General features: G+C 58.0%; 25 protein-coding genes. 10 read left to right on the plus strand and 15 right to left on the minus strand.

Features of this window, described 5'->3' with window-relative positions; translation table 11 throughout:
• The first annotated feature begins 40 nt into the window (after window positions 1-40).
• The 5 genes from N7D90_RS12880 (at window position 41) to glcF (ending at window position 4,831) form a co-directional block, all read left to right on the plus strand.
• Window positions 41-583, plus strand: coding sequence for a histidine phosphatase family protein (locus tag N7D90_RS12880; protein ID WP_261738377.1), 543 nt, complete (start codon window positions 41-43; stop codon window positions 581-583).
• Window positions 584-724: 141 nt separating this feature from the next.
• Entirely contained in the window at window positions 725-934 is a 210-nt protein-coding gene (locus tag N7D90_RS12885) for a hypothetical protein (RefSeq protein WP_261738378.1), read from the plus strand.
• A 115-nt stretch (window positions 935-1,049) separates the two neighbouring features.
• Entirely contained in the window at window positions 1,050-2,549 is a 1,500-nt protein-coding gene (gene glcD, locus N7D90_RS12890; protein ID WP_261738379.1) for a glycolate oxidase subunit GlcD, read from the plus strand.
• A complete protein-coding gene (gene glcE, locus N7D90_RS12895; RefSeq protein WP_261738380.1) occupies window positions 2,549-3,610 on the plus strand; it encodes a glycolate oxidase subunit GlcE in 1,062 nt (353 codons plus the stop codon). Before glcD ends, glcE begins: the two co-directional genes overlap by 1 nt.
• A gap of 3 nt (window positions 3,611-3,613) precedes the next feature.
• Entirely contained in the window at window positions 3,614-4,831 is a 1,218-nt protein-coding gene (glcF, locus tag N7D90_RS12900; RefSeq protein WP_261738381.1) for a glycolate oxidase subunit GlcF, read from the plus strand.
• A 261-nt stretch (window positions 4,832-5,092) separates the two neighbouring features.
• Here the strand turns inward: glcF and umuC are convergent, their stop codons facing one another.
• The 5 genes from umuC to N7D90_RS12925 form a co-directional block, all read right to left on the minus strand.
• Entirely contained in the window at window positions 5,093-6,373 is a 1,281-nt protein-coding gene (gene umuC, locus N7D90_RS12905; protein ID WP_261738382.1) for a translesion error-prone DNA polymerase V subunit UmuC, read from the minus strand.
• A complete protein-coding gene (locus tag N7D90_RS12910) occupies window positions 6,363-6,791 on the minus strand; it encodes a LexA family protein (protein WP_261738383.1) in 429 nt (142 codons plus the stop codon). The genes umuC and N7D90_RS12910 overlap by 11 nt, the downstream gene beginning before the upstream one ends.
• 463 nt (window positions 6,792-7,254) lie before the next feature.
• The gene (locus N7D90_RS12915; RefSeq protein ID WP_261738384.1) at window positions 7,255-7,692 is read right to left on the minus strand and encodes a GNAT family N-acetyltransferase; all 438 of its coding nucleotides are present in this window, start codon (window positions 7,690-7,692) and stop codon (window positions 7,255-7,257) included.
• A gap of 4 nt (window positions 7,693-7,696) precedes the next feature.
• Window positions 7,697-8,185, minus strand: coding sequence for a DUF2867 domain-containing protein (locus tag N7D90_RS12920; RefSeq protein WP_261738385.1), 489 nt, complete (start codon window positions 8,183-8,185; stop codon window positions 7,697-7,699).
• Between the two features lie 164 nt (window positions 8,186-8,349).
• Window positions 8,350-8,724: a tautomerase family protein gene (locus N7D90_RS12925; protein ID WP_261738386.1), complete on the minus strand. Its 375-nt coding sequence runs from the start codon at window positions 8,722-8,724 to the stop codon at window positions 8,350-8,352.
• A gap of 150 nt (window positions 8,725-8,874) precedes the next feature.
• Here N7D90_RS12925 and N7D90_RS12930 point away from each other — a divergent pair, with 150 nt between their 5' ends.
• On the plus strand, window positions 8,875-9,735 hold the full coding sequence (locus tag N7D90_RS12930; protein WP_261738387.1) for a LysR substrate-binding domain-containing protein: 861 nt from the start codon (window positions 8,875-8,877) through the stop codon (window positions 9,733-9,735).
• A 130-nt stretch (window positions 9,736-9,865) separates the two neighbouring features.
• Here N7D90_RS12930 and N7D90_RS12935 read toward each other — a convergent pair whose 3' ends face one another.
• The 5 genes from N7D90_RS12935 to N7D90_RS12955 all read right to left on the minus strand — a co-directional run bounded on the left by N7D90_RS12935 (window position 9,866) and on the right by N7D90_RS12955 (window position 16,304).
• Complete coding sequence (locus N7D90_RS12935; protein ID WP_261738388.1) at window positions 9,866-10,354, minus strand: AAA family ATPase; 489 nt, start codon at window positions 10,352-10,354, stop codon at window positions 9,866-9,868.
• Window positions 10,355-10,467: 113 nt separating this feature from the next.
• On the minus strand, window positions 10,468-11,523 hold the full coding sequence (locus N7D90_RS12940; protein WP_261738389.1) for a collagen-like triple helix repeat-containing protein: 1,056 nt from the start codon (window positions 11,521-11,523) through the stop codon (window positions 10,468-10,470).
• A 377-nt stretch (window positions 11,524-11,900) separates the two neighbouring features.
• A complete protein-coding gene (locus N7D90_RS12945) occupies window positions 11,901-14,738 on the minus strand; it encodes a TonB-dependent receptor (protein WP_261738390.1) in 2,838 nt (945 codons plus the stop codon).
• 97 nt (window positions 14,739-14,835) lie between these two features.
• Complete coding sequence (locus N7D90_RS12950; RefSeq protein ID WP_261738391.1) at window positions 14,836-15,801, minus strand: FecR domain-containing protein; 966 nt, start codon at window positions 15,799-15,801, stop codon at window positions 14,836-14,838.
• Window positions 15,798-16,304: a sigma-70 family RNA polymerase sigma factor gene (locus N7D90_RS12955; protein ID WP_261738392.1), complete on the minus strand. Its 507-nt coding sequence runs from the start codon at window positions 16,302-16,304 to the stop codon at window positions 15,798-15,800. Before N7D90_RS12955 ends, N7D90_RS12950 begins: the two co-directional genes overlap by 4 nt.
• A 187-nt stretch (window positions 16,305-16,491) precedes the next feature.
• Between N7D90_RS12955 and N7D90_RS12960 the strand changes: the two genes are divergently transcribed.
• The 3 genes from N7D90_RS12960 to N7D90_RS12970 are packed head-to-tail and all read left to right on the plus strand — an operon-like array spanning window position 16,492 to window position 18,628.
• Window positions 16,492-16,839 (plus strand): metalloregulator ArsR/SmtB family transcription factor, encoded by a 348-nt coding sequence (locus N7D90_RS12960; protein ID WP_261738393.1) that lies wholly within the window; start codon window positions 16,492-16,494, stop codon window positions 16,837-16,839.
• Window positions 16,840-16,862: 23 nt separating this feature from the next.
• On the plus strand, window positions 16,863-18,146 hold the full coding sequence (locus N7D90_RS12965; protein WP_261738394.1) for an arsenic transporter: 1,284 nt from the start codon (window positions 16,863-16,865) through the stop codon (window positions 18,144-18,146).
• A gap of 11 nt (window positions 18,147-18,157) precedes the next feature.
• Complete coding sequence (locus N7D90_RS12970) at window positions 18,158-18,628, plus strand: arsenate reductase ArsC (RefSeq protein ID WP_261738395.1); 471 nt, start codon at window positions 18,158-18,160, stop codon at window positions 18,626-18,628.
• Between the two features lie 17 nt (window positions 18,629-18,645).
• On the opposite strand, the gene N7D90_RS12975 is transcribed toward N7D90_RS12970, so the two are convergent.
• From N7D90_RS12975 to N7D90_RS12995, 5 genes are all read right to left on the minus strand, one after another.
• Window positions 18,646-18,954 carry an AzlD family protein gene (locus N7D90_RS12975; RefSeq protein ID WP_261738396.1) on the minus strand — a complete coding sequence of 103 codons (309 nt, stop codon included), beginning with the start codon at window positions 18,952-18,954 and terminating at the stop codon, window positions 18,646-18,648.
• Window positions 18,951-19,688, minus strand: a complete 738-nt coding sequence (locus N7D90_RS12980) for an AzlC family ABC transporter permease (RefSeq protein ID WP_261738397.1) — start codon at window positions 19,686-19,688, stop codon at window positions 18,951-18,953. The genes N7D90_RS12975 and N7D90_RS12980 overlap by 4 nt, the downstream gene beginning before the upstream one ends.
• 181 nt (window positions 19,689-19,869) lie before the next feature.
• Complete coding sequence (locus N7D90_RS12985) at window positions 19,870-21,345, minus strand: glycoside hydrolase family 32 protein (protein ID WP_261738398.1); 1,476 nt, start codon at window positions 21,343-21,345, stop codon at window positions 19,870-19,872.
• A gap of 14 nt (window positions 21,346-21,359) precedes the next feature.
• Complete coding sequence (locus N7D90_RS12990) at window positions 21,360-22,649, minus strand: MFS transporter (RefSeq protein ID WP_261738399.1); 1,290 nt, start codon at window positions 22,647-22,649, stop codon at window positions 21,360-21,362.
• 150 nt (window positions 22,650-22,799) lie between these two features.
• Window positions 22,800-23,123 carry a DUF2834 domain-containing protein gene (locus N7D90_RS12995; RefSeq protein ID WP_261738400.1) on the minus strand — a complete coding sequence of 108 codons (324 nt, stop codon included), beginning with the start codon at window positions 23,121-23,123 and terminating at the stop codon, window positions 22,800-22,802.
• A 110-nt stretch (window positions 23,124-23,233) separates the two neighbouring features.
• Between N7D90_RS12995 and N7D90_RS13000 the strand changes: the two genes are divergently transcribed.
• Window positions 23,234-24,040, plus strand: coding sequence for a helix-turn-helix domain-containing protein (locus tag N7D90_RS13000; RefSeq protein WP_261738401.1), 807 nt, complete (start codon window positions 23,234-23,236; stop codon window positions 24,038-24,040).
• The last annotated feature ends 8 nt before the right edge of the window (window positions 24,041-24,048 follow it).

Genomic DNA, 24,048 nt, shown 5'->3' on the forward strand with positions numbered 1-24,048 from the left:
ACAAGGACGTCAATACACTGTGAACAGGAAAATAATCCTGATGCGACATGGCCAGCCTCAGCTAGGCGAGGTCGGCAAATTGTCAGCACTCGACATGAAAGACTGGATTGAACACTACAACCAGTCGCACATTACCCACCAACCCGTTCCGGAGGCCAGCCTGCAACTCGCGGCAACCGCCACGGTAATCGTCTCGAGCAGCGCCCCCCGCGCGCTGACCTCCGTCCGGGCGCTCGGTTTAGAGCCCACCCTCGTCGACGCAATATTTTGTGAAGCGCAGTTGCCGTATGGTCGCTGGAAACGGCCACGGCTATCGCCGTTTACCTGGGCATTTATCCTGCGCATTCTATGGTTATGCGGTTACTCACCGGGCGTCGAATCTGCCACCACTACGCGGACCCGTGCCTGCACGGCGGCTCAGCGACTGCAATCCATAGCTGACGAAGGAACGGTTCTGCTACTCGGTCACGGGGTGATGAATCGATTGATCGCCAAACAACTGGAGGCCGATGGATGGTCTCGCGAAAAACGCAGTAGCAGCCGGTACTGGAGTGCGCAGGTGTATCACTACAAAGGTGTTTGAGGGGTATCCACGGGGCGCAGGCATAAGTAACCATCCCCGTCTGCTACAGTCCGCCCCACTGGATCTCAATCACTTTTGTTGAAGAGATCCATAAACCCTGTATTTCAAGCCGGGTGATCTGGCGCCGAAGAAGTTCTGACAATGCCCAAGAAGCAAGCCGTAGTGAGCCCGACAGCAACTGCTGCAGACATCGAAAAATCCATCCAGGCCCTCAACAAGATGGCCGAACGCCTTTGGGGAGAAGGTCGAGAGGCCGAAGCAAAAGCCCTTATCGATGCCCTGGATGCTTTAAATCGGGCGCTGGACCGGATCAGGATTGGCGAAATTGGTCGGACCGCCACACTTCACTGACGAGTGCTATGGTTTGGGGGCGACATCACGCCCAGCCTTTAAGCAATAACGTGGCGCGCACCAACGTTGTCGGATACAGACCTCTAACAAAAATAATCGAGTGTCGTGAGCCGCCATGAACATTCTCTACGATGAACGCGTCGACGGCATTTTGCCTGACGTCGATAAAGCCGTACTGCTGCAAACCTTGCAAGCACGCTTGCCGGATCTTGAAGTCCTGCATCAGCGTGAAGAACTCAAGCCTTACGAGTGCGACGGGCTGTCTGCGTATCGCACTACCCCCTTGCTGGTGGTGTTGCCACGCTATCTCAACGAGGTGCAAGGGGTGCTGCGCATCTGCCATGAGTTGCGTGTGCCGGTCGTTGCGCGCGGGGCCGGTACTGGTTTGTCCGGTGGCGCATTACCACTGGAAAAAGGCGTGTTGCTGGTAATGGCCCGCTTTAACAATATCCTCCACATCGATCCCGCCGCCCGCACTGCACGGGTTCAACCGGGGGTGCGCAACCTGGCGATTTCTCAGGCGGCGGCGCCGTTTGGCCTTTACTACGCGCCCGACCCTTCCTCGCAAATCGCCTGTTCTATCGGCGGCAACGTCGCAGAAAACGCCGGTGGCGTGCATTGCCTGAAATATGGCTTAACCGTACATAACCTGCTCAAGGTCGAAATTTTAACCGTCGATGGCGAACACCTGACGCTGGGGTCCGAAGCCCTGGACTCGCCCGGTTTCGATCTATTGGCGCTGTTTACCGGCTCCGAAGGCATGCTCGGGGTGATCACCGAAGTGACGGTCAAACTGCTGCCCAAACCGCAGACCGCCAAGGTGCTGCTGGCAGCGTTCGATAGTGTCGAGAAAGCAGGCCGGGCCGTGGGTGACATCATCGCCGCAGGTATCATCCCCGGCGGCCTGGAAATGATGGACAACCTGGCCATTCGTGCCGCCGAAGACTTTATCCATGCAGGCTACCCTGTCGACGCCGAGGCCATTTTACTGTGCGAACTCGATGGCGTTGAGGCCGATGTCCACGACGACTGCAACCTTGTGCGCCAGGTGCTGGAACAGGCCGGAGCCACCGAGGTGCGTCAGGCCAGGGACGAGGCTGAACGGGTGCGATTCTGGGCCGGGCGCAAAAATGCCTTCCCTGCCGTGGGCCGCCTCTCGCCGGACTACTACTGCATGGACGGCACCATACCGCGCCGCGAATTGCCGGGGGTTCTGCAGGCCATTGCCGCGTTGTCGGCCGAGTACGAGCTGCGTGTAGCCAACGTGTTCCACGCCGGTGACGGCAATATGCACCCGCTGATTCTGTTCGATGCCAACCAGCCGGGCGAACTCGATCGCGCCGAAGCCCTGGGCGGCAAGATCCTCGAATTGTGCGTCAAGGTCGGTGGCAGCATTACCGGTGAACACGGTGTGGGCCGCGAAAAAATCAACCAGATGTGCGCGCAGTTCAACAGCGATGAACTGACCCTGTTCCATGCCGTCAAGGCTGCCTTCGACCCAAGTGGCCTGCTTAACCCCGGCAAGAATATTCCGACCCTGCATCGTTGCGCCGAGTTTGGCGCCATGCACGTTCACATGGGCCAGTTGCCTTTTCCCGAGCTGGAGCGTTTCTGATGCGCACCGCACACGATATCGATGACAGCGCCGTGCTGCTGGAGCAGGTCAACCAGGCACTGGCGTACGCCACCCCGCTGCGCATCCAGGGTTCCAACAGCAAGCTGTTCCTGGGCCGCACCGTGGCAGGGGAAATACTCGACACCCGCTCCCATCGCGGCATTGTCAGCTATGACCCGACCGAACTGGTAATCACGGCCCGCTGTGGCACCCCTCTGTCCGAGTTGGCGCACGTGCTCGATGCCGCGCAGCAAATGCTGCCCTGCGAGCCGCCAGCCTTCGGGGATGCTACGGTGGGTGGCATGATTGCCTGCGGGCTGTCGGGGCCACGCCGTCCCTGGTCAGGCTCGGTCAGGGACTACGTCCTCGGGACTCGGGTTATTACCGGGCACGGCAAGCATTTGCGATTTGGCGGCGAGGTCATGAAAAACGTCGCCGGTTACGATCTGTCGCGCTTGATGGCAGGCAGTTACGGCTCGCTTGGGGTGGTGACCGAAGTATCCCTCAAGGTCCTGCCCAAGCCACGCCAATGCCTGAGCATCAGCCTGGAAATAGACGCCGATCGCGCCCTGCTGCGTCTTGCCGAGTGGGGCCAGCAACCACTGCCGATCAGCGCTGCCTGTCATGATGGTCAGCGCCTGCACCTGCGACTCGAGGGCGGCGCAGGCTCGGTGGCCGCGGCCCATGAACGCCTGGGAGGCGAGCTGCTGGATTCTTCGTTCTGGACCGACCTCAACGAACACCAATTGGCTTTCTTCGATGAAGACCAGCCCCTTTGGCGCCTGTCCTTGCCCAACAACACACCCGGCCTGGCCTTGCCCGGCCGACAACTGATCGATTGGGGCGGCGCCCAGCGCTGGCTCAAATCGGATGCCGACGCGGCCTTTGTTCGCAATGTCGTTGCAGAGGTCGGCGGACATGCGACCTGCTACAGCCACGGCCTGATCGACAGCCCGTTCCAGCCGCTACCCGATGCCCTGATGCGCTACCACCGCACCCTCAAGCAACAACTCGATCCACGGGGCATCTTCAACCCCGGGCGCCTGTACGCGGAGCTTTGAGCCATGCAGACCACCTTGAGTGAACAAGCTCGCCAATTGCCCCGCGCCCGAGAGGCCGAAAGTATCCTGCGCAGTTGCGTGCACTGTGGTTTCTGTAACGCCACCTGCCCGACCTACCAGTTGCTCGGTGATGAACTGGATGGGCCGAGGGGGCGTATTTACCTGATCAAGCAGGTGCTCGAAGGCAACCAGGTGACGCAAAAAACCCAACAGCATCTCGACCGCTGCCTGTCGTGTCGCAATTGTGAAACCACCTGCCCTTCCGGCGTCGATTACCACAACTTGCTGGATATCGGCCGGGCGGTGGTCGATGCCCAAGTACCAAGGCCACTCGCACAGCGCCTGCTGCGCGAAGGTTTACGCAGCATCGTGCCCAGAACGGCGCTGTTCAAACGGCTGGTCGGCAGCGCTCAGCTTTTGCGTGCATGGCTACCCGCCCCCTTGCAAGACAAGTTGCCGCGCAACGTGCCCGCAGTGAAACCGAGACCGACCACCCGCCATGCTCGGCAAGTGCTGATGCTCGAAGGCTGCGTACAGCCGAGCCTGTCGCCCAACACCAACGTGGCCGCCGCCAGAGTGCTGGATCGACTGGGGATCAGCGTAACCCCTGCCCGCGAAGCCGGTTGCTGCGGTGCCGTGGACTATCATCTGGACGCCCAGGCGGCTGGCCTTGATCGCGCCCGGCGCAATATCGATGCCTGGTGGCCGGGGATTGAGCAGGGAGCCGAGGCCATCGTGCAAACCGCCAGCGGCTGTGGGGCCTTTATCAAAGACTATGGGCACCTGCTCAGCAGCGACCCGGCTTATGCCAGCAAGGCCGCCAGGGTCAGTGCCCTGGCCAGGGATCTGGCTGAAGTGCTGCGCGATGAGCCACTGGAGCAGCTTGGGTTACACGGCGAGCAACGCCTGGCATTCCACTGCCCCTGCACCTTGCAGCACGCGCAAAAACTCGGGGGCGCGGTTGAAGACATCCTGTCCCGCCTGGGATTCAACCTCACTCCCGTGCCCGACAGCCATCTATGCTGCGGCTCGGCGGGTACTTACTCACTGACCCAACCAGAACTGTCCCGACAGCTGCGCGACCATAAACTCAATGCACTGGAAAGCGGCCACCCCGACGTCATTGTCACGGCCAATATCGGCTGTCAGTCCCATCTCGACAGTGCCGGCAGAACCCCGGTCCGGCACTGGATCGAACTGGTCGAAGCCGCACTGCCCTAGCGGACTATTGGGCTGGCTACGCAGACGAAAACCTTGGTGCAATGAAGGCCAGAGGATTCGGCAAACCACTCATTCAAGAGCGCCTTTGGGCGGGGGCGTATATCCGTATTGCCTATACGCTGGGCGAAGCCGTCGCGAAATCAGGCACTGTTGTGTGTCAGTTAAAATCAGCACTCAGACTTTACGACGGCTGCGCCGCCAAACGCAGCCTCGTTCCTTCGCCAGCCGCTACAGATTTCTCGCCGAGCTCTGAACTGACCATTATTCACAGGAAACCCGCCAAAGCTGATCCACCCGCGTGGTATAGCTCTGGCTCATCAACTCCCTTTTCATCCCCCAGTCCGGATTGCCCGGCACGCTGGCCGCACGCAGCGTGCCTCGGCCCCAGCGGTCATTGATTGCATCCAGCACCGCCATCACCCTTGAAGCTTCTGCCGGCTGATTGACCGCAAACAGATCATCGGAAAACTCACCCGGTTGGCGCAGATCCAGCAATAGCACCTCGGCCTTGCTGTATCTGAAACCGGGTTGAAATACATGCTCCAGCGCATCCACCGCGGCCTTGGTCAGCAGACGCACATCATCGGTCGGGTATGGCAAGGTCACCACCACACCCTTGGCGTACTTCGCCTCGTCCGGGTTGAACATGCCTGTACGAATGCTGACCCGGATCTTTTTACAGTACGACTTCTGCGCCCTCAGTTTTTCCGAGGCGCGCATCATGTAAGTGGCCACGGCCTCCTTGATCGGAGCCAGTTCGGTCAGGCGCTTGCCGAACATGCGACTGCAGCAGATTTCCTGCTTGGGCGGGTCGGGTTCATCCAGCGCCAGGCAAGAGGTACCCGACAGCTCACGGGCAGTCTTTTCGATAACCAGGCTGAATTTTTTGCGCAGCGACCACGGGTCCGCCTTGGCCAGATCCATTGCGGTGCGGATGCCCATACTCTCCAGGTGAGCGGTCATGCGCCGCCCTACTCCCCAGACCTCTGACACGGCGGTATTTCGCAGCACCCAATCTCGCTCATGGTCGCCACAGAGGTTCACCACTCCGCCCGTATGGGCTTGCAACCGTTTGGCAGTGTGATTGGCCAGCTTGGCCAGGGTCTTGGTATGCGCAATACCGACCCCGACCGGAATCCCGGCACATTGCAGGATTCGGCTGCGCAACGCTCGGCCCATGGCGGTGGCATCAGCGATACCGGTCAGGTCGGCAAAGGATTCGTCGATGCTGTAGACCTCGACCGCAGGCAGCATCGACTCAATCAGGCTCATCACCCGCTCGCTCATGTCACCGTACAAGGCATAGTTGGACGAGAACGCCACAATCCCCAACTGTTCGAGTCGGTGCTTGATCTGAAAATACGGCTCGCCCATCTTCACATGGGGCTTGGCATCATAACTGCGGGCGATCACGCAACCGTCGTTGTTGCTCAGCACCACGATGGGCACCTTGGCCAGGTCAGGCCTGAACACACGCTCGCAACTGGCGTAAAAACTGTTGCAGTCAATCAGCGCGAAAACCGGGTCAGGCTTAGTGGCCATGGCTGCGCACGGTGTAAGTGACCACGCCCCAGACTGAAAACTCATCACCCTCGAGTACATAACGATCCGGATATTTCGGGTTCTCGGATTGCAGGATAACGCTCTTGCCGCGCAAACAAAGGCGCTTGCAGACCGGGTCGTTATTCAGCAGCGCCACCACCACATGGCCGTGCCCCGCCTCAATGGCACGGTCCACCACCGCCAGATCCCCTGAAAAAATTCCGCCCCCCTGCATGCTATCGCCGTCGATCCGTACCAGATACACATGAGGCGCGCGGATACCGAGCAACTCGTCGAGCGAGATTTCCTTCTCAATATGATCCGCCGCCGGTGACGGAAACCCGGCCGGAACCTTGAAGGAACAAAGTGGCAAGCGAACGCCATCTTCAGCAATTGGCCCGAGGGAAGTGAAACTCATGACGCACGCCTTACGTTAACTGTATGAACATACAGTTAACTGCGTAGGATCATTCTGGTCAATTTATCTGTCAGAGATTTCGACGAGAGGAGCGTGTGGGCGGCTTACAGCCTCCGGAACGGGTTTGTCGGGAACTGTGTACTGAAGTCACTGGCCAATCGGGTTTCACTTTCGATTTGACCGTAATTGGCTTCAATGGCGTTACGCCCCGCCCACCAGACACCGCCCGTCGACGGGCGAATGGCGAATGGCTGTGACGGAGTAACAGGCCATATCGATTATGTGCTGCGACTTCGGGGCTGGAGCCGGCATAACGTATGAGCCGTTTGCCCCCCTGACACCTATCATTCCGGCCGGTTTCGTGGCTTGAGGGCCCGCTTGCCCTCAAAAGCATCCCGTCCTGGACTGCGCTAACCGAATATCCATACCTTCTTGTCCCAACTAACAAGAAACCCGACCGATACTAGGTTCGTGATTTCTCAAAACGAACATCACCCTCATGTAAGTTTTCCACCACTTTCCAACCTAAGTTTCGATAAAAACCGCTGGCGCGGCTGCCTTCAGCGGTTTCCAGCCAGATTGTCCGGTGCTGCTGAAACAGGAAAGCCTCGGCCTTGGCCATCAGGCTGCGACCCAGGCCGCGCCCCTCGAATTCAGGCAGAACAAAAGCGGCAAATACGCAGCCATCCTCCGCGTCAGCCATGGAAAACCCCACCGGGACCCCATCGACCTCTGCCACCCAGACGCATGGCGAAGCCAAAATTGCCTGCTGTATGGCATCGGGGGTGATGCCCATTTCGGCTAGCTGATCATGGGAGAGATGGTTTTCCCTGACGCTGGTGCGGATATCGAAGATTGCCTTGATATCCGACTGACCGGCGATTCTTATGATCTTATCCATGAGTTCAGGACTCCTTAGCTTCCAGCTTTCGCTTAAGGCGCTTGAGATAGCGGCTGACGATGAGTTTGTGCGCCGGGCCAACCGGCAACATGTAGAGGCGACCGAACGTGTTATGGGTTACGACAGATGAGGTAATCGTGAGCACACGATCGGCTATCGAAACACAGGTCATTACATCCAGATGTCGATCACGCTCGGTCAGAACCAGTATCTGCGGGGCACTGTGCTCAACCACAAAGAAGTCCAGATAATCACCGGTCTGGACTGTCTCTTTGCGGGTGCCGGAAAACCTGCCGATTCGTTTAACACCAAATAACGAGGAAATCGCATCTCTGGTTCGAAAAGCCAGTTGCATCAACAGCCCCTGTTCGGCCGTCATCAGGTTCCAGGCTTCCAATGCGGTGATCTGCACAGGCAGCAGAATCGATCTGCTGTCATGGTAATCAAGTTCCGAGAGTTCACGCAGCGTATGCACAGCACGGCTTCCTTTCATTACATACTCCTTTGCCCTGAACTTTCTTGGATAGGCCGGGACTTGGCATAATTTCGGCATTTGAGACGATGCCGCCGGATACCGTGGCCTACGCTAACAGCCTGGACGATATCGTCAACATCAGCGTCACCTGTAATCGCCACAATACGCCGGTCATCCTGCAATCAGTTGCCCCGCCCGCCCCCGAACGACCAGTCCTCGGCCTTTGTACTGGTAATAACCACCATCACATCCTCCGGGTCGAGGCCCGGCGCACGCTTTAGTTTCTGGGCAAGGTTCTGATAAAAGCGGCGTTTGGTCTCGGTAGAACGTGGGCGACCCGCGGTAATCGCAATCAGCACAAAGTCATGACTACGCGGCCCGCCAAGGTAGCCGGGATCAAAAATCAGCTCGCCCGGTTCATGCTGGTGAATGACTTGAAATCGATCCTCCAGGGGTACTTCAAAGCTTTCTACCAACGCATCGTGCAAGCCCTGAGAAAGCGCCTGCAAATACTCAACGGACTTGCCCCGGTGCAGTGAAATTCGTGCAAATGGCATCTGTCATTACTCCTTTGCCGTGACAAGGCAGCTTGAATAGAACGCCAAATAGGTGATGACATCATCTGGCGAGATAAAAACTATCAAGTCGCAACCATTGCGAATATCAGATTAAATGAAAGCCATTGTTCCAAAATTATGGATGATAAAATGCGCCGCCCAGTCTTCGACCTTGATGTGTTACGCACTTTCGTAACCGGCGTGGAACTCAACAGCTTTGCCAAGGCGGCAGACCGCCTGGGCCGCTCGACCTCTGCCGTTAGCGCACAACTAAAGAAACTTGAGGAGCAGATCGGCACGCCAGTACTGGCCAAATCCGGTCGAGGGCTGATGTTGACGGCAATGGGTGAATCCTTGCTGAGCCATGCCCGTCGGCTGCTTGAACTCAACGACAGCATCTTCCAGACCCTGCATGAAAACCAGACGGCAACGACGGTACGCCTCGGGCTGCAGGAGGACTTTGGCGAGCATTTTCTGAGCGATATTTTGCGCCGGTTTGTCACCACCTACCCGATGGTAAATCTCGAAGTCCGGATCGCGCGCAATGCTGAACTACTGACCCTTATGGACAACGGCGGCCTGGACCTGGCTCTGGCTTGGGACACTGGCTACATTTCCCCTTATGCCACGCGGCTGGGTGCAACGCAGATGCACTGGATCGGTTCGCGTGAGATGCCAGCTCGCATGCCTGGTGACTCGCCATTGCCACTGATTATGTTCGACGCCCCTTGCGTACTGCGCAGCGCTGCAATCCAGGCGCTGGACGAGGCGAAAATCACCTGGCGCATTGCCCTGACCAGTCCTAGCGTGGCAGGCATCTGGGCAGCCGTCGCGGCTGGGCTGGGAGTGACACTGCGCACCCGCATTGGGCTGCCGGGCCATCTCGCCATCATTCCAGGGTTACCTGCGGTACAGACCCTGGGGTATGTGCTTCACGCGGCAACCGAGCAACCCACGCCTGCAGCCAGGTTACTGGCCACGCTGATAAAAGAGAGCCTGCAATCCCCGTAGCCGCTGACGAGATACTTCAAGCGTGGGAGCGAGCCTGCTCGCGAAGAACATCCGCGAGCAGGCTCGCTCCAACTGGGGGCCTGACCTGGAACAGAGTAGCTACAGGAAAAACGCAGGGCAGCGATCAAAATCACATCGGGAGGTGAGTGACAATAACCAGTCCTTCGTCTGCACCTGGAGCACGAAAATAGCTGGTGATTAAATCAAACTCGGCATCTGACGCTGCAAAATCATGCTCGGCGAGCTTGTTGCGAATATGCAGCCGCGAACGGCACACGGCGTCATCCACTTCGAGATAGTGCAAACAGTGCGGCACCCGCGCGGCCTCTGCCAGGCTGCGCAGCCATTCGCGATTGGCGAGCGTATTGGCAGGAAAATCCAGAACCACACTGACACCGGACTCAAGCATGTCGATCACAAGGGGACCCACCACACCCCGAATTCGCTGGGCGTAACGTACGTAATCCGCTACCGAGTTTATCTCGCCGGGATAGAGCGATGAGAGCCACTTGTCTTCGCTCAGCACAATGGCGCAGTGTTCGGTTGCGAGTGCTTTGGCGAGGGTAGATTTACCTGATGCGATCTTGCCGCACATGAGGTGCAGTGTCGGTGAGCTCACGGGAACGCCTCCTGAAGTCGGAGCATGGATGATGCCCAGCGCAGGTTCAAGACGCAATTGAAGGTACGTCCACCCTGACAACAGGGTGGACGCCGGGCATGCAGGCTGGGCTGCTAGTTTTTCTTGCCCAGATTGCCCAGGCCGCCGAGCAGGCCGCCAAGCCCACCCAGACCACCTGTAGTGCCTGTTCCAGCAGAAGTGCCGGTGTTTGCCTGAGCGCCTTGCGAACCGGCGTACCCACCCAGACTGCCGAGCAAGCCACCGCTGCCGCCCAGCCCCAGCAAACCGCCCAGCCCACCGGTGTTTGTACCTGTGGCGGACGCCGGGTTCAGATAGCCGCCGGATTTATCCAGCGCACCACCCAACCCGCCAAGTACACCGCCAACGAGATGGGTGACCGGGTTTTTTCCAGTATCCGCCACTTTGCCACCAAGCCCGCCTACCACGCCGCCAACCTGACTCAGCAGTCCATCCACAGGCGCGCCCAACCCTGTGGTTGTACCCACTTTGCCCGTCACGTTTTCGACCAGTGAAATCACGGGCACTACAACCTTGTCATTCACACCGCCGGTCACCTTGCCCAGTTGACCACTGGTAACGTCGGTAGTCAGCGTATTGCCGAGCATGGTCACTGTGGTGCCGACCTTGTACACCAGCCCGCCGGTGGTGTCGGTGACTTTACCCACCAGCCCCCCTACCAGTGGAACCTGGCTGATCGGCGTCTGGTCAACCAGGCCGCTGACACCCGTGCCGAGTGACGATACACCTTTACCAATATCGCTCACCCCGTTGGTGACACCACCCACGGTGATTCCCAGCGAATTCTTGTCAGTACCCAACGACCCCAGGCCATTGGTCACGCCATCGGTAATGGAGGACACGGCATTGCCGGTATTGACCACCAGACCACCTGCTGCACCGACCACAGGAACGGTGGTCAGCGTAGTGCCCACACTGCTGACCAGCTCACCCACACCGTCCAAGCCGTTACCGACTTCATTGACAACCTGACCTGTAACCAGGGGCGTTTGGCTTGTGACTGGGGTAGTTGGCGAACTGGTCGAGACCGTACTTCTCGACCCCCCGCCGCCACTATGGCAACCCGCAACGCTGGCGGTCATTACCATCAATACTGCTGTGCTCGTTTTCAACCATCGTTGAGTGCTCATGATCAGCTCCCTTGAACCTGTTATGCCTAAGTTCGAAAGCCCCCTGCTCTGACGTCAGCGGTACATTCCATCCGTTCAGACATGACAACCCCATGAGCCTCAACAAACAATTCACCCCTTGGTATTAACACTCTATATAGCGCTACCAATACTCAACTCAAGCATTAACACTCACGTATTAAAAGCTCGAAAAAAACGATTGATTATCACGTTTACAACCGCGTTTATTAATGACCACTGCCCGGTTCCCTACTTAAGTTATAAGCACAATTAATAATTAAACTAAGCATGCCAATCGACCTGCACGATTGCGCCAGCGAAAACTTCGCCCTCACCCCGCAAGCCTTGGGCAGCGACTATCACAGTCGACTGATCGTCTAGAACCTGGTCTGTACGCCCATGCGCAGCGTGCGCCCCGGCGCGGGCATAAAGCTCTGTGCCAGCGGGTCGAGGTAATAGCGGTCGGTCAGGTTTTGCAGCGAAACGTTCAGGTTGGTGTGGTCCTTCCACTTGTAGTTGAGGAACAGATCAAAAAGCGCTACCTCGCGATAGACCAGTTGCGGTGTGGTAGCACCGGTTTGCCATTGCTCGTCGGCCTTGACCGTCGGGCCAGAGGTATAAGTGGCGCGCCCGCCAACCGTCAGCGTCTGGTCAAAGAAGCGCAGCCCCGTGGTCAGGTTCGCCGCGAAGCGTGGTGGGTTTTGGGTGTTGGAGTAAGACCCCATAAAGCTGCCCGGCGTGCAGTTCGGTGTCTTGCTCAAGTCCTGATAGGGGTTGGAACTGGCGCGCAAGCGGGCCGCGAAGGTCGAATCGCAGGTTTGCGTCTTCAAGTAGTAGGTTGACGACAGGTCTGCAAACACCCGGCCCGCGTCGTAGCGCGACTGCAACTCCAGGCCGCTGGTTTTAAAGCTGTCGGTATTACTGAACTGCATCAGACCCATCAGCCCTGGGCTCGGGTCGTAATAACGGGTGATGTAGTTCTTGATGGTGTTGTTGAAATAGGCAACCTTGATTGCCGCCGAGTCGTTATCCACCAGCAGGTTTTTTTGCAGGGTACTGGCGCCGATTTCCCAATTGCTTGCGCGCTCTGGCTTGAGGCTCTTGCCGGGCATGGTCTGCAATACACCTTGGCTGGTTTCGAACAGTGAAGGCATGCGCAGGCCTTGGGTATAGGACGCGTAGAAAAACGTGTCCGGGGCCAGCTCGATATTGAAGCCGACGGCGGGAGCAAAAGCGCCGCCGCTGTCGCTCTGCTTGCCGGAATACTCATACCCGCTGACCACCTCGCCAACCTGGGACGGATAGACCGTCGATTCGGTAGCGCCAAAGTCGTTGTAACGCGTACCCTCGAAGGGGAAGTTGGTGTTATTGAAGACGATACCGTTGTTCAAACGCGGGTCCGTGGCGTCGGTGTATTGGCCGTTCTGGTCCGGGAACCACATCATGTTGCCGTAGCTTTGCGGGCTGAAAACTCGCAGATAGCGCAACTCACGTTCCTGGTACTGCGCCGTTGCGTGAGCAACGTGATCCTTGGTTCGGTAATAGGTGTAACGACCGCCGCCCCACAGCGTCAGGCTGTCGACCGGTTGGTAGTCCAGCTTGCCGTGCAGGCTGAACTCCTGCCTGGAACCATCACGCAAGCTGCGATTGGCGTTGATATCGTGCTGAGTGGTGACCACGCCTTTTTGCGGACGAAGCTCTTCGACCTGAAACGATCCACCCACGTCCAGTTTCAACCCGCCATAGTCCGTGTCGAACTGCGAGATATTGCCCAGGTCGCCACCAATGCGCCGGTCGGCCTGGCGGGTCCAGTTGCGGTCCGAGCGATAGGCCTGCGAAGCCGGTGCCAGCACCGAGGTCAGGTTGCTGGTTTGGGCATCGGTCATCCACAAATTGGCCTTAAGGTCCACCAACGGATTGCCGCTTGGCAGGTAGTTGTAACGAGCGGTCCAGGTATCGATTTTGGTATGGCCCAGCGGATACTGGTAAATGCCCCCGGTGCCGAAACGGAAAATGTCCGACGGCATGATCTCACCTATCCGCCCGTCGTAGCGGCGAAAGCCTAGGTCAAGGGTATGGTCGTCAGCCGGGCGGATCGTGGTTTTGAGCAGGTACGACTCGGTCTCTGCCGACGAATTCAACACCTCTTCGCCGGGGTTGTAGGTGGTGGCTACCGTCATGTCTTCCCGACCATAGCGGTCAAAGGTACGGTAGCGGTCCTGGCCCTTCTTGCCAGCGAAATAGTTGCCTTGATTACGATGGGCATACGCCGCCACCACATCGAAAAATTCGTGGGTATAAGCAAAGGCGGCACTGCCGGATTCTGCTTCGGAGCCAAGCAGGCCACCACGGTCCCGGTGCGGTTCCGAGTACAGTGTTTCAGTTGCCGAGTGGCCATCGCGAGAGGCGGGAGCGACGCCGTTGTTCCACATGTCGCCCTTCAGACGCAGGCCAACCGTGTTGCCATCGCGTAAAATGTCATCCACCCCCAGGGTGCGCATTTGTACCGTGCCGCCGATGGCGCTTGATGTCAGGCTCGGGCCCTTGTCGATGGTGATGTCGCTGATCAGATCAGGGTCAATGTAGCTGCGCTGCTGGGTGCCGGCATAACCGCGATAGACATCCAGTGCCTGTTGCGAGCCATCGACCGTTACCGCCACACGGCTTTGCCCCTGAATACCGCGAATATTCACATCCAGGCCACCGCCATTGCGGCTGTCCCCCACCTGCACTCCAGGCTGGCCTTTAAGCACATCGCCCACCGAGATCACGCCAAAGCGCTGCATGTCTTCACCGGAGATATACACGGACGATCGCGGTGCCGAGTAGACTTCCTGGATCGCAGGATCTTCACCTGTGACTTTCTGCACAGGAAGCATAACCGCCCCGCCCCCCTGAAACAGCTCGAAGCCACCGTCAAGCTGACGCTGGTAGCTCAGGCCGGTTCCTGCCAGCAGCCGCGTCAGACCGGCCTCAGTGCTGAAATCTCCCTGCAGCCCCTTGCTGCTCTTGCCCGCTGTCAGCGTCGCACTCCCCGCCATGCTGATTCGCGCCTGCACGCCGAAACGCGAGAGCGCTTGATCCAGCGGGCCGGCATCAATGCTGAAATGCTGGTGCTCATCAGCGGCGAATACAGCTGTGCTGTAAAGCGGTTGCAGGCCCAGAATAAGCAGGCCAAAGGTGCGAACGCATAAAACACTTGCGGGGGAAATCATGCAGGGCTCCTGGAAGTGAAGACCCACCTGTTTCGGTGGGTTATTCCAATAGGCCCCGCCAGTTTTGAAAAACTATCGCGTAGAACAAAAAATAATTTCAGACCGGCACCACAGTGACCCAATAGCGGGTGCGCCGCTCAATACGCACCGGCAACGCATGGGCGACCAATGCCAGCGCAGCATCGGTATCGTCCAGTTCAAAGCTGCCCGTCACGCGCAAGGACGCAACCTGTGCACTGCAGCGCAAAATGCCTGGCCGGTAACGCGACAGTTCGGCCAGCAGAGCATCCAGGCGCATGCGCTCAGCCGGTAGAATGCCCCGTAGCCAGGCCTGGGCCAGAAACGCATCCGAGGGGCTCGCCGGATGGATACCTCCATTGTCTACCCGAGTTTGCCAGCCTTCCCCAAGCAACAATGGCGCCCGGGTATACCGTGAACTGACTTGCACCAGGCCACGCAGCACCGTCACCCGAGTACCCTGCCGATCATGGCGAACCAGCAGATTGGCGCCACGGCTGCGCAGCACGGCGTCGGGTGTGACCAGTTGCAGCTCCACCGATCCTACTTGCGTATCCAGGGCCAGTTCGCCTTCAATCAACTGCACACGCCCACTGTCCGCGTGCAGCTCCACATTTGCCGCGCTGGCAGTGTTCAGCCATAGCAAACTGCCGTCTGCCAGCCGCCAGTGGCGACGCTCACCGGTAGCCGTGCGGTAACTGGCCAGAGCCGAGCGCACATAGGTAGAGTCCGCGCCTTGCCAGGAAATCCCGCCAAACAGGCTGATTGCCAACAAGCACTTGAGTAGCTGCCTACGCCGCTGCGGATCTGCACCGGCAGACTCCAACGCCCTGCGTGCCGTGACATCGGACAAAAGACTGGCCCCCGGTTGCAACAACAGCACCAGGCTGCTGACACGCTGCCAGGCGTGTTCATGCTCGGCGCTCGCCTGGCGCCATTGCTGCAAAGCCAGATGGTCAGCCGCACTCATAAGCCCGGACTGCAGCCGCACAATCCAGTCGATGGCCAGATCACGAACACCGGGATCAACAGAAACGCCGCTCATTCAAAACGGCTCGCATAACAAACACTGAACGCCTTGCCCATGGCCCGCTGCACCTGGGCCACGCTCAGGCTCAACTGCGTGGCAATCTGCGGATAGGTCAAGCCATCGAGCTGGGACAAGAAGAAAATCTGCCGCACCCGGGCAGATAACCCGATCAGTAGCGAATCGAGTTGCAACAGAGTTTCGATCGTCAGGTAGCGTTCTTCGGGAGAAGGCTCCTCGGCTATCGGCCGCGCTGCCAGCGCCTCAAGATAAGCCCGCTCGATTGCCTGGCGACGCCAGCGGTTGATCAGCAGGCCGTTGGCAATCGTCGCCAGGAACGCCATGGGTTGACGCAGTTCCTGCGCATCGTGCTTTGAACGCAGCACGCGGATAAACGTGTCATGAGCCAGGTCCTCGGCATCGGCACTGTGCCCCAATCGCCTGTGCAACCAGCCCCGCAGCCAACCATGATGATTCGCGTACAGCTGCTCGACGGGCGAGACGATCCTGTCGTGAGACATGTGATATTCGCTTGATGTTAATGATAATACTTCTCATTTTATTATTTTTAACGGACGGTTGTACAGCGCCGGTAATTACTTATGACGTCCTTTGATATATGCCCCAGGCACAGACCGGAATTGTGATCTTGCATTTAATATATGGATATCCGTATATTTGAATAACCATATATTAAGAGCCCCACCCATGCTCAATCCCGCGGCACTTTTCAAATGCCTGGCCGATGAAACACGCGCCAGGACCACCCTGCTTATCGCCCGCGAGGGGGAGTTATGCGTCTGTGAGCTGGTCTGTGCACTGGATGACAGTCAGCCCAAAATATCCCGCCATCTGGCCCAGCTTCGCGGTTGCGGATTGCTGCTCGACCGTCGTCAGGGGCAGTGGGTGTATTACCGGCTCAACCCTGAATTGCCGGACTGGGTAGGCCGCGTGCTTGAAGTCACCTTGCTGGCCAACGCCGACTGGCTTGAGCAAAACAGCCTGCGCCTCAATGCCATGGGCGACCGCCCACTCAATACTACTGCTTGCTGCTGACCCGGCATCTGTCGAGACTTCTTATGTTCATAGCATTCGCGATTTTTTTACTCACCCTGGTCCTGGTTATCTGGCAACCCAAAGGCCTGGGTGTGGGCTGGAGCGCTTCCTTCGGCGCGGGGCTGGCTCTGATTGCAGGCGTCGTGTCGTTCCATGATATTGCGCTGGTGTGGGCCATTGTCTGGAATGCCACCGCCACATTTATCGCCGTTATCATCATCAGCCTGTTGCTCGACGAGGCGGGGTTTTTTCAGTGGGCAGCACTGCATGTGGCGCGCTGGGCCAAAGGCGACGGCCGTCGGCTGTTCGTGTTTACCGTGTTGCTGGGGGCCGGGGTATCCGCCCTGTTTGCCAATGACGGTGCCGCCCTGATCCTGACCCCCATCGTTATTTCGATACTGCTCGCTTTACGCTTTTCTCCTGCCTCGACCCTGGCCTTTGTCATGGCCGCAGGTTTTATTGCCGATACCGCCAGCTTGCCGCTGGTGGTCTCTAACCTCGTCAATATCGTTTCGGCGGACTATTTCGGCCTGGGCTTCAGTGAATACGCTGCGGTCATGGTGCCGGTCAACCTGGTTGCCGTAGCCGCCACGCTGCTGGTGCTGTACGGGTTTTTCCGGCGTGACATTCCACGGCATTACTCGCTGGAAGACTTGCCCGAGCCACGGGATGCCATTCGTGACCCACTTACCTTCTATGTCGGCTGGGCCGTTTTGCTCTTGTTGCTCACAGGACTGTTCGCGCTGGAGCCGATGGGCATTCCGATCAGTGCCATTGCTGCGGTGTGCGCCGCCCTGCTGTTCGCGGTCGCAGCGCGCGGCCACGTCATTTCCACCCGACGCGTGCTGCGTGAAGCGCCCTGGCAGGTGGTGACGTTCTCGCTGGGCATGTACCTGGTGGTTTACGGGATGAAAAATGCCGGGCTGACCACCTGGCTGACGATGGCCCTCAACTCTATGGCCGAACTCGGTCTCTGGGGGGCAACCTTGGGGACGGGCGTGCTGGCGGCGCTGTTGTCTTCGGTCATGAATAACATGCCTGGGGTGTTGCTTGGCGCGTTGTCGATTCAAGCCAGTGATGCCAGCGGCGTGATCCGCGAGGCCATGATCTACGCCAATGTCATCGGCTCTGACCTGGGCCCCAAAATCACCCCCATCGGTAGCCTGGCCACACTGCTCTGGCTGCATGTTCTGGAGCGCAAGGGGATCCGCATCACTTGGGGTTACTACTGCAAGACCGGATTGATCCTGACCCTGCCAATTTTGCTTGTCACCCTGTCAGCCCTGGCCTTGCGCCTGAGCGTTTAAGAGGAAAGACCATGCGCGTTTTGTTTATGTGTACCGCCAATAGCTGTCGCAGCATCTTGTCTGAAGCCATGTTCAACCATCTTGCACCGCAGGGCTTCCAGGCCATCAGTGCCGGCAGCTTTCCGAAGGGGCAGGTCTTGCCCCGCAGCCTGACTACCTTGCAAGAGGCCGGAATCGATATCGATGGTTTGAGCAGTAAAGGTAATGACGCCTTCCAGAGCAACCCGCCGGATATTGTCATTACCGTCTGCGACAAGGCCGCCGGTGAGGCGTGCCCGGTATATTTCGGGCCCGCGCTCAAAGCCCACTGGGGGTTGGAAGACCCTTCAGAGGTCAAGGGCGACGAGGCAACCGTCGCGGCCGCCTTTCACGCCACCCTGGCGCACATCGAAACGCGCTGCCGGGCGTTCCTCGCCCTGCCCTTTGCCCAACTTGAGCCCGCGGCACTAAAGCGCGAACTCGACCGCATCAGCACCCTGTAACGGTAAATTCCGGCAATTCACAGATGCCTGAATACTGCTGCCGCGATGACCCCTGCCGCAATCGCGGGCAGAGGTTTCTTGAGCAGCAGCATTACCACTGCCGTGGTCAGCAAGGCCAGCCGTGCGCCGTTATCACCGTTAAGCGCCAAGGGCGCCAGGAGTGCGACCAGTACTGAGCCAGACATGGCGCTGATAAACTGCTGCACCCGGTAGTTGATGGGCACGAAGGACATGACGAAGACGCCCCCCAGGCGCGTGACCAGAGTCACCACGGCCATGATCAGGATGATGATAAATGCGCCGTAGCCCGCGCTATCAATGCTCATTTCTTCTTCTCCATCCAGACCGCACCCAGCACACCACCGGCCAATGCGCCGACTACTACATGGCTATTTTCCGGCAAATACCGGTGTGCCAGCAGTGATGAGGCGGCTGCCACGCACCAGATAATCAGCATGCGCAGGTTCTTTTGCCCGCCGATCACCATCGCCAGCAGAAAGCAGCCCATCACCATGTCCAGCCCAAGACTTACCGGGTCCTGGATTTCGCTGCCGAAATACACGCCCAGCCAACTGCCCAGTACCCAGGCCGCCCACAGGGCAATGCCGCCGCCCAAAATCAGGCCAACACCTGATTTGCCGCTGTTGAACGATTGCATCGACATCGCCCAGTTGGCATCCGAGATCACCATCATCACCCCGTAGCGCTTGGCAGCGGGAAGCTCGCGCAACCAGGGATACAAGGTCGCACCCATCAGAAGGTGTCGGGCATTGATCGCAAACACCGTAACGATCAAAGGAACAACAGGAACCTGCGCGCCCCATAGATCGAGAGCAGCAAATTGTGACGCCCCGGCAAATACCAGGGCGCTCATCAGCAGACTCGACGAATCGTCCAGCCCGGTCTGCGCAGCGGCAAGACCAAAGGCTACCCCGAAGACCACCACAAACAGGGATATGGGCAAGAGCTGTTTGAAGCCATCCCATACCTCGCTCCAATCCAGCTCGACCGAGCGTTTATCCGCACTCAACAAAACATCATCTCCTTTGTGCTTCGACATGCTGCTTTTTTGCCAGCATTTTGTGGGTTCGAATTTAATCCAGAAAGGCCAACAAGTGTTAGAGCCTGATTCGACTTTCGAATAACCACAACCGACACAGTACTTGAAGAATTTGCAGAGGGTTTGGTGCTGCGCATGACCGGGAGACCAGCGCCTCTCACAAGAAAGGCGCCGGGTTTGTTCATATATTCAGATCGGCAAGACGCCATACTGATATGTCGCTAAAACACCCGGTTCCGTTGACGGCAAAAGCGCTGGCCAACAGGCTGTCGGGGCGCGGGTAAATCCGACTGCTCAAGGTATAGGCACCATCGTCGACAAACACTTCGATCGACGAGCGATCAAGGAAAATCCGCAGCGCGATACGGGTTTGCTCCGCAGCAATCGGTACGCTGCGAACACCGCTCACACCGGCCCCCGAGCTTTGCCGGTTGAGTACCAGGCGGCGAGCCATCGCATCGAAATACAGCAAGGTGCGTTCCTTCCCGTCTTCGCTACAGCGCAGCGCCAAGCCAAAGCGCTCGGCGCTGCTGCCCGTCAGGTCGAGTTCAAGCTCGAACTCCAGAAGCGCGCCCTGCACATCGAGTACACAACTACCGGACTTGACCTCGCAGCTCTGCAACAGGGTCTGCGATTGCCTCAGCGCCGCCAGTTCACGGGCGGGACGCATGCGCAGCCGTTCACCGTCACGGCTCAACTCACGCGGCAACGATAGCGCTCCGCACCAATGATCGGCCTGAGTGGGCATCGGGCTCTCCCACATATCCATCCAGGCCCACAGCAGGCGGCGCCCGTCTGGCGCCAACAGGGTCTGTGCGGCATAAAAATCGTGGCCGTGATCCAGCTCATGCAGATCACCGAGCACATGGAAGCAGCCGCTGTCATCCAGCTGGCCTGTTCGATAGCTGTTCTGAAACAGGTTCCAGTTATCGTAACCGGCGGGTTTCAGACCTTGCGGCGAATATAGAAAAAAATCGCGCCCATCCAGTTCAAAAATATCCGGGCATTCCCACATATAGCCATCCGGAACGCGTTGCCCCTGCAGCGCGCAGCCCAGATACTCCCAGTCATGCAAATCCCGGGAGCGGTAGAGTAAAAGCTGTGGGTCGTCGCCCTGGCGAGCACCCAGTGCCATCCACCATTGGCCATCCCGGTTCCAGACCTTTGGATCACGCCAATGCATGACCGAGGGATCCGGTGGCGTTTGCAGGACCACGCCATGCTTGGTGAAATTAATCCCGTCCGTGCTGCTGGCCAGGCATTGCACTTGGCGAATCTTGTCGTCATCGCGCACCTCCCCCAGCCAGAGGTGCCCGGTGTAGATCAAGTACAAGGTATCGTCCAACACCACCGCCGAACCTGAAAAACAGCCGTCCCGATCGTAAGCTTCATTCGGCGCCAGGGCGATGGGCAAATGCTCCCAATGCACCAGGTCAGAGCTTTTGGCATGCCCCCAGTGCATCGGTCCCCACTGCGCTGAATAGGGATGGTGTTGATAAAACAGGTGGTATTCGCCGCGAAAAAACACCAGGCCATTCGGGTCGTTCATCCATCCCGCTGGCGGTGACAAGTGATAGCCAAGGCGATAGTCATTACCTCGTTCAGGCAATTTCTTTTCGATGGCGCGATGCGCTTGATCCAGCAGTGCAGCGTGCATGGCTTGGTCCTTACTTAAGGTTCATAACGGGTGACTGATTGAGCAATGGCGGGCAGTTCCCGCACCTGCAAGGCAGCGGATTTTTCTCCAGGGCGCAGCGGATCCGCGCGCAACAAGGTCCAGGACAGCACCAGACAAATGCCGACAAGTCCGGACATCAGAATGTAAACGTTGGCAAAGCCAAACTGGTCATAGCCAAAACCCACCAGCGGCGACAGCAGCATCGCCGTCAGTTGCTGGGCGAACTGGAAGCCCACCAGATAGATGGAAGCCGACAGGCGTGAATCAAAGTTCAGCGAAATATATTTGAATACCGAAACCAGCAGGATCGGTACTTCAATGGCGTGCATCATCTTGCAGGCCGCAACAGTCCAGACGTCTGTGGCCAGCCCGGAGCCAAGAATGCGCACAAACATGATGGCGCCAGCCAGTATCAACCCGTATTTGGCACCGGTACGGCTGACCACCCAAGGCGCCAGCAACAACAAGGCCGCCTCAAGCAATACCTGGCTTGAGTTCAAATAACCGTAGGCACTGGTCCCTTCTTGTGGTGTGGAAAAGAAGGATGAGAAATACACCGGGAACTGTTGTTCGTAGATCATGTAAATCCCGCAAACACCGGTCAGGTACACGCTGAATGCCCAGAAACGGGGCATCTTGAGCAACTGCCAGAGATCATCCAGATGCACCGGAGCCACTGCTGCGCCGGTATTCACGCCCTTTTGATGAAACCTGCTCAGATCCAATTGAGACAAAATCAGCAAGAAAGCGATCCCGGCTGCACTGCTCATGTAAAAGGCGATGTCAGGGTCAATGTTGAAGACCACGCCCACTACACATGTCGCCGCCGCCCAACCTAAAGACCCCCACATTCTGGTAGTGCCGAACTCGAACCCCATATGCCGTGAAAGGCGTTCGGTATAGCTCTCGATCACGCCAACGCCCGCGAGCATCGCAAGCGCCAGGAAAGCAGCGCCGACAATCGCCCCCAACACTACGTTTTCAGCCAGTAAATTGGCATACACGTAAATTGCGAACGGCGCCGAAGCACAGAGCAGAATACCAATCCAGACCAGCAGCTTCTTCGACAGCCCGAGCCGGTCCTGAAGTGCGCCATAGAACGGTTGAATCAGCAGTGCCGCCACGGCATTGGCGGCGAACACATACCCGGTTTCCGTACCGCTGAGGCCTATCACTCGATGAAGCCATATAGAGAAAAGGGAGTAACTGGAAGACCACGCGAAAAAGAAAAAAAACAGCAAACCACTAATAAGCCAGTACTCACGTTTGACCGTCAGTTGCATGTGATGCCCCAATTATTTTTATTTAAGTTAACGTTAACATTTGCTCCATTATTACGCGCGGCAAACGCTTCGCTGTCAAGGTCCTGGAGTGCACACATACTCAAAAAGATCGTGTTGGCTGCATCACGGGGCTGCTGGGAGTGGGCTTGTTCACGATCGAATTGAATCCGACTTGTGCCTGAAACCATCAATCACGATGTACAGCAACGGCCCTATGGACACAAAAACCGCCGTCACCAGCAAGTAAGGCAGCACCGATGCCAGCGATCGGCCTTTGGCACGTGCATCCCGGTACATCCAGATGCAGGCCATGACCGCGAGCAAATAGAGATCGATGACAACTTGAGCCGTGTCCGGGCTCGACATCAACCCAAGCCCGAACGCAATCAGCGACTGGTCGGCCTGCAGCATCGTGAATGCCGTGTATGCACAGAAGCCCAGCAGTACAGCGAGGGCGATATAAGGTCGGTTCATTGGCTTATCCGATTGAGGAGTACGGGCAATAAGTAAGTGATACTTTTGCCCCATCAGCAATGACCTCACAGGTCATGGACTCAACCCTGTGTCACTGCCAGAGTTAACGCATGAGCATCCAACCGTTCCCCCGCACCACCCCCCCGATAACTGCCGGCCCGCAGCTTCGATTATTGCGGCGTCAGGCCCGATTGAGCCAGCTGGATCTGGCCTTGATCACGGGTATTTCCCAGCGCCATTTGAGTTGCATTGAAACCGGGCGGGCCAAACCGAGCCCCGGTACATTGCATAACCTGTTGATGGCCCTTGAAGTCCCGCTGGAACACTGCAACAGCCTGTTCCTGGCCGCGGGTTACGCGCCGCGCTACAAGACCACTGAGCTCTCCTCTGCGGCAATGACAGCGGTGCGTGACGCCATTAGCCATGTGCTGCACGCCAACAACCCCGCCCCGGCGATTGTGCTGGGCAGTCACTGGGAAGTCCTGGCCGCCAACGCCAGCACCGGTGTGTTGTTCGACTTGGTCGGACTGCCCACGGATTCAGCACAGGAATTGAATTTGCTGACCACGCTGCTGCAACCCGGTGGTCTGGGCGACCACTTGATCAACCCCGAAGAAATAAGACGCCTGGCCTGGCAGAGAGCAACTCGCGAAGCTCTGGACAACCCCACACTGGCCAGCCTTCTGCAAACCCTCTCCGCCCCGGACTACTGCGCATCAATGGCCAGCGAGTTGCCGCCGCTGGTGTTGACCCGCATCAGAACACCCCAGGGCGAGCTGAACTTTATGTCCACTTTCACCACGTTCGGCATGCCGCTGGATATCACCGTGACTTCATTGCGTATCGAACACTTGATCCCGGCCGACGCGCAAACCTGGCAAACCATGACCGCTGCGTATGAGCGGTCACTGTGCTGAGTCGTATC

It is taken from the genome of Pseudomonas fragi (genome assembly GCF_025426255.1).
In the GTDB taxonomy this organism is placed as follows: Bacteria; Pseudomonadota; Gammaproteobacteria; order Pseudomonadales; family Pseudomonadaceae; genus Aquipseudomonas; species Aquipseudomonas kulmbachensis.

Excerpts from the sequence above, each read along its gene's own strand:
- N7D90_RS12920 (WP_261738385.1), bottom strand. The coding sequence starts at position 8,185 with ATGAAAGGAAGCCGTGCTGTGCATACGCTGCGTGAACTCTCGGAACTT.
- glcF (WP_261738381.1), top strand. The coding sequence starts at position 3,614 with ATGCAGACCACCTTGAGTGAACAAGCTCGCCAATTGCCCCGCGCCCGA.
- N7D90_RS12980 (WP_261738397.1), bottom strand. The coding sequence starts at position 19,688 with ATGTCGAAGCACAAAGGAGATGATGTTTTGTTGAGTGCGGATAAACGC.
- N7D90_RS12985 (WP_261738398.1), bottom strand. The coding sequence starts at position 21,345 with ATGCACGCTGCACTGCTGGATCAAGCGCATCGCGCCATCGAAAAGAAA.
- glcE (WP_261738380.1), top strand. The coding sequence starts at position 2,549 with ATGCGCACCGCACACGATATCGATGACAGCGCCGTGCTGCTGGAGCAG.
- N7D90_RS12910 (WP_261738383.1), bottom strand. The coding sequence starts at position 6,791 with ATGAGTTTCACTTCCCTCGGGCCAATTGCTGAAGATGGCGTTCGCTTG.
- N7D90_RS12990 (WP_261738399.1), bottom strand. The coding sequence starts at position 22,649 with ATGCAACTGACGGTCAAACGTGAGTACTGGCTTATTAGTGGTTTGCTG.
- N7D90_RS12975 (WP_261738396.1), bottom strand. The coding sequence starts at position 18,954 with ATGAGCATTGATAGCGCGGGCTACGGCGCATTTATCATCATCCTGATC.
- N7D90_RS12965 (WP_261738394.1), top strand. The coding sequence starts at position 16,863 with ATGTTCATAGCATTCGCGATTTTTTTACTCACCCTGGTCCTGGTTATC.
- N7D90_RS12995 (WP_261738400.1), bottom strand. The coding sequence starts at position 23,123 with ATGAACCGACCTTATATCGCCCTCGCTGTACTGCTGGGCTTCTGTGCA.
- N7D90_RS12955 (WP_261738392.1), bottom strand. The coding sequence starts at position 16,304 with ATGTCTCACGACAGGATCGTCTCGCCCGTCGAGCAGCTGTACGCGAAT.
- N7D90_RS12885 (WP_261738378.1), top strand. The coding sequence starts at position 725 with ATGCCCAAGAAGCAAGCCGTAGTGAGCCCGACAGCAACTGCTGCAGAC.
- N7D90_RS12940 (WP_261738389.1), bottom strand. The coding sequence starts at position 11,523 with ATGAGCACTCAACGATGGTTGAAAACGAGCACAGCAGTATTGATGGTA.
- glcD (WP_261738379.1), top strand. The coding sequence starts at position 1,050 with ATGAACATTCTCTACGATGAACGCGTCGACGGCATTTTGCCTGACGTC.
- N7D90_RS13000 (WP_261738401.1), top strand. The coding sequence starts at position 23,234 with ATGAGCATCCAACCGTTCCCCCGCACCACCCCCCCGATAACTGCCGGC.
- N7D90_RS12950 (WP_261738391.1), bottom strand. The coding sequence starts at position 15,801 with ATGAGCGGCGTTTCTGTTGATCCCGGTGTTCGTGATCTGGCCATCGAC.
- N7D90_RS12915 (WP_261738384.1), bottom strand. The coding sequence starts at position 7,692 with ATGGATAAGATCATAAGAATCGCCGGTCAGTCGGATATCAAGGCAATC.
- N7D90_RS12880 (WP_261738377.1), top strand. The coding sequence starts at position 41 with ATGCGACATGGCCAGCCTCAGCTAGGCGAGGTCGGCAAATTGTCAGCA.
- umuC (WP_261738382.1), bottom strand. The coding sequence starts at position 6,373 with ATGGCCACTAAGCCTGACCCGGTTTTCGCGCTGATTGACTGCAACAGT.
- N7D90_RS12930 (WP_261738387.1), top strand. The coding sequence starts at position 8,875 with ATGCGCCGCCCAGTCTTCGACCTTGATGTGTTACGCACTTTCGTAACC.
- N7D90_RS12970 (WP_261738395.1), top strand. The coding sequence starts at position 18,158 with ATGCGCGTTTTGTTTATGTGTACCGCCAATAGCTGTCGCAGCATCTTG.
- N7D90_RS12960 (WP_261738393.1), top strand. The coding sequence starts at position 16,492 with ATGCTCAATCCCGCGGCACTTTTCAAATGCCTGGCCGATGAAACACGC.
- N7D90_RS12945 (WP_261738390.1), bottom strand. The coding sequence starts at position 14,738 with ATGATTTCCCCCGCAAGTGTTTTATGCGTTCGCACCTTTGGCCTGCTT.
- N7D90_RS12925 (WP_261738386.1), bottom strand. The coding sequence starts at position 8,724 with ATGCCATTTGCACGAATTTCACTGCACCGGGGCAAGTCCGTTGAGTAT.